Raw genomic sequence first — 4,724 nt, 5'->3', positions numbered from 1 at the left:
TCGCCGGCGATCTTTTTCTCCCGGCGATCGAGTTTCCAATCGGTGACGACGCCATCCAAACGATCCAGCGGCATGTGAACCAGATCGGCCATCGTCCAACCGCGAAACTGACAGGCGGCTGCTTCTTCACGCAATCGCGATCCGTCGCAGGCACTGCAGTTGATGTCGTCGACGAACTGTTCCAGCTTGCCGCGCAATCCCGGTGTCAAACGCGACGCTTCCTCTAGCGCCGGATAAAAGCCTTTGAATCGAAAGCGAAACAATTTGGCGGTGGACGTTGAATTCGGTTTCGCATCGCTTTGCCGGACTTCGATCCAGCGGTCGCCCAGCCCGTGAAACAGCAATCGGCGGTGTGTGGCGGTCAACTCGTCGAACGGCAGATCGATCGGGATGCCGGTCTGCCGCGACAACGCCCGCAACAACCATAGCGAGACCTCGTGATCGACACTCGGCCACAGCAGTGCGGCACCGTCGGCGAGCGTTTTACGCGGCGAATCGATCAGGGCGGCTGGGTTGGTTCCGGTTTGCTTGCCCAGTCCTTCGCACTGCGGACACCAGCCGACAGAGCTGTTGAACGAAAAGTGGTGTGGTGTCAGTGTGGGAAAAGATCTGCCGCATTCACCGCAGACGAGATGCTGGCTGTGTGTGATCGTTTCCCAGTATTGTTCGTCGCGATCCGGGTTGGCGATCGCGACCTGGATCACGCCGATCCCCAACGATAGCCCTTGTTCGACGCTGTCGCTGATCCGCGAGCGCTCCTCGTCGTTGACCGCGATCCGGTCCACGACGACTTGAACGGTTTGTCGTTTCCGCGGGTCGAGTGCCGGTGCTTCGTCGAGCGAGACCGTTTTTCCATCGATTCGAATCCGCTGGAAACCTTGGCTACGCAGCGATTGCCAGGTGTCCTTGGACGCTTCTCCGGCCACCACTTCGATCGGCGAGAGCAACAAGGCTCGCGTCCCTTCGGGCATCGACAACACTTTCTCCGCGATTTGCTCGGGAGTCTGCGTGCCGACTTCGACGCCGCAATCCGGACAGTGTCGTGTCCCCAGCCGCGCCATCAAGATCCGCAAGAAATCATAAATCTCGGTGACCGTGCCGACGGTACTGCGCGGCGAATGCCCGAGGTTTTTTTGTTCCAACGCGACCGCCGGTGATAACCCTTCGATCCGTTCGACCTTGGGTTTTTGCACCTGGCCGATGAATTGTCTTGCGTAGGACGAAAGCGATTCGACGTAGCGACGTTGGCCTTCGGCGTAAATCGTGTCCATCGCCATCGAGCTTTTGCCGCTACCGCTGGGGCCACAGAACACGGTCATGGCGTCACGGGGAATTTCCGCGGAGACCGATTTCAGGTTGTGTTCCGAAGCCGACTGGACCACCAAGTGGGTTTTGGCCTTTTCCGGCGGCGGTGCCAACGCAGCCGACGCTCTCGTGGCGGTCGCGTGGTGCTTGGCCGGCTTGCGACGTTTGACACCCATCACTTTGGCCAATGCCGCGCCGGTGTAGCTGTCCATGTTTTTGGCGATGTCGATCGGTCGCCCGGCGGCCACAATTTTTCCACCGCCGGCGCCGCCTTCGGGACCCAGGTCGAGCACGTAGTCGGCCGTTTTGATGACGTCCATGTTGTGTTCGACGATCACCACGGTGTTGCCGCGATCGGCCAAGCCGTGAATCACGCGGAGCAACAATTCGATGTCGGCGAAGTGCAATCCGGTCGTCGGTTCGTCCAGCACATACAGCGTCTTGCCGGTTTCTCGTTTACTCAGCTCACGCGAGAGTTTGATCCGCTGGGCTTCGCCGCCCGAAAGCGTCGGGGAGGGTTGGCCGAGTTTCAAATACTCCAGACCGACGTCGACCAGGGTTTGCAGTTTTTCGGCAACTTTGGGAACGTTTTGAAACAGCTCGAGCGCCTGGGCGATGTCCATTTCCAGCACGTCGGCGATCGACGCGCCTTTGAATTGGACCGAAAGCGTTTCGCGGTTGTATCGTTTCCCGCCGCAAACCGGGCACGTCACCCAGATGTCGGCCAAGAAATCCATTTCCAGCTTTGACGCGCCGTTGCCGTCACAGGCGGCGCAGCGTCCGCCATCGACGTTAAAGCTGAATCGACTGGCGGTGTAGCCACGCGTTTTCGCTTCGGTCAGTTTGGCGAACAGGTTGCGGATTTCGTCAAAGACTTTGACGTACGTCGCCGGGTTGCTGCGTGGCGTTCGCCCGATCGGTGATTGATCGATCGCGATCGTCTTGTCCAAAAATTCCAGACCGCTGATTGAATCGTGGTCACCGGGTTCGCATTCGGCACCGTTGAGTTCACGCCGCAGGGCGGGTTCCAAGATGCCGCCAATCAACGAACTTTTTCCGCTGCCGGAGACACCGGTCACGCACGTCACGGTTCCCAGCGGAATCGTCGCATCGACGTTTCGCAAGTTGTGAAACCGGGCGCCGTGAATCGTCAGTTGGGCTTCGCCGTCGATCGGCCGCGGCGTTTCTGGGATCGCGATCTGACGATCACCGGAAAGAAACTGGCCGGTGACACTGCGCTTGTTCGCCCCCAATTCGTCCGCCCCGCCGATCCCGACGATTTCTCCGCCGCGAACTCCCGGGCCGGGACCAAAGTCGACGATCCGATCGGCCGCCCGCATCGTGTCTTCGTCATGCTCGACGACGATCAACGTGTTGCCGGCATCGCGGAGCCGCACCAGCGTTTCGATCAATCGGTCGTTGTCTCGGGCGTGCAATCCGATCGACGGTTCGTCCAAGATGTACAGCACGCCGACCAGCCCGCTGCCGATCTGGCCGGCCAAACGAATGCGTTGTGATTCGCCACCGGAAAGCGTCGGTGCGGTTCGGCCCAATGTCAGATAATCCAGACCGACGCCGAGCAAGAACCCCAGTCGCGTGCGGATCTCTTTCAACGCTTCGGCCGCGATCTTGGCGTCGGTTTCTCCCAAGCTGATCTCGGCGAAAAACTGACTCAACTGATCGATCGACAACTCGCACAAATCGGGCAGCGAGAGCGCGTGATTGTCTTCGAACGCGTCCGATGTCGTCGTGATCGTCGCCGCACTGGCCTGGCGATTCAGCCGACGGCCTTGGCAATCGACGCAATCGATCGTGTTCATGAACTTTTCAAGATGCCGCAACTGCATCTTGTTCTTGGTCGTGCGATAGCGATCAAGCAGCTCGGGAATAAACCCGTCGAACGACCCGGTGTACTTGCGACTCTTTCGGCCGCCGCGCCACGTCAATTGATACGTCGAGTCGCTGCCCCACAACCACATCTTCTGGGCTTCGGCGGGCAGGTCCCGCCAACGCGTTTCCAGCATCGAACCCGGCTCGAGTTCGAGCAGCTTGTCCATCGCGGTCGCGAAGCCTTTGTAGATGTGCCGACGATAACGACCGATGTCGCCCCATTGGCCCAGCAGCGTGATCGCTCCCTTGCGAATCGACTTGGATTCGTCGGGAATGATCAACTCCGGAACAAACGTGTACAGATGCCCGAGCCCGTCACAGGCTTCGCACATCCCTTGCGGACTGTTGAACGAAAACAGTTGCGGCGTCGGCGGGCGAAAACTTTCACCACAGGAACCGCACGAGTAACGCGAAGAAAACAGGATGTCTTCTTTGGCCGGTCGCGCCGAATCGCTGTTGGGCTCCGACAGCGACACGATCACCGACGCATCGCCGAGTTTCAGCGCCAGATCGACCGCTTCGTTGATGCGTCCGCGGTCGCGATCATCGATGCCCACGCGATCGACGACCACTTCGACATCGTGGCGACGGGCCCGATCCAGTGGTGGAGGATCTGACAGGCGAATCGTTTCGTTGTCCACGCGGGCGCGTGTGAACCCTTGTTTACGCAGGTCTTCGAACAGGTCTTTGAATTCGCCCTTGTGCCCGCGGACCAGCGGCGCCAGAACCCAGATGGTTTCTTCGGGGTCCAGATCCAAGATCCGCGACGTGATTGCGTCAGACGGTTGGGCGGCGATCGGGACGTGGCAATTGGGGCAGTTGGGCGTCGCGACACGGGCGAACAGGACGCGCAAGAAGTCGTAGATCTCGGTGATCGTGCCGACGGTGCTGCGGGGATTGTTGCCGGTCGATTTTTGGGCTATCGAAATCGAGGGGCTCAGGCCGCTGACCAGATCGACATCGGGCTTGGGCATCTGGCCCATGAATTGCCGGGCGTAATTGGAGAGCGACTCGACGTACCGGCGTTGGCCCTCGGCATACAGCGTGTCGAAGGCCAGAGACGACTTTCCACTGCCCGAGACACCGGAAAAACAAACCAGTTCACCACGCGGCAGGGTCAGATTGACGTCACAGAGGTTGTGCTCGCGGGCACCCTTGACCTTGATTTCGGTCGTCGACATTCGGGGCAATTCGTGGTCAGTAGAAGACGGCATTCCTTTCCCCCGTAGTCTAGCGGGCACGGCAATCTGGCGAAATGAGAGGTTTTTGCGGGTTCCGGCGGAATCGACCGGCAAAAATGGACTCCAGGTGAGTTGAAATCGGGGCAGTTCGTAGAAACACGGGTCGCGCCCGAGAACGAAGCAACAATACTGATGGCCCGAACCGTGGAATCGATTTCCAGTCCGTCGCCATTGAATTGACAGTCTGGAAGCCTCTGCCGCTCTTCTTTCTGCCGTTGCACCCCCCCGGCTTCTCAACGATTTCCTGATGCAACTCTATTACTTTCTGGCCGTCATTCTCTCGCTCAG

The 4,724-nt window shown here is 59.4% G+C and carries 1 protein-coding gene; it reads right to left on the bottom strand.

Features of this window, described 5'->3' with window-relative positions:
• On the bottom strand, positions 1–4,376 hold a 4,376-nt coding region (gene uvrA / locus ABX749_RS22645; RefSeq protein ID WP_372897984.1), incomplete at its 3' end, for an excinuclease ABC subunit UvrA.
• Between the last annotated feature and the right edge of the window lie 348 nt (positions 4,377–4,724).

Source organism: Stieleria sp. (assembly GCF_041595215.1).
Classification (GTDB): domain Bacteria; phylum Planctomycetota; class Planctomycetia; order Pirellulales; family Pirellulaceae; genus Stieleria; species Stieleria magnilauensis.
This window is presented reverse-complemented; position numbering and strand designations above follow the sequence as displayed.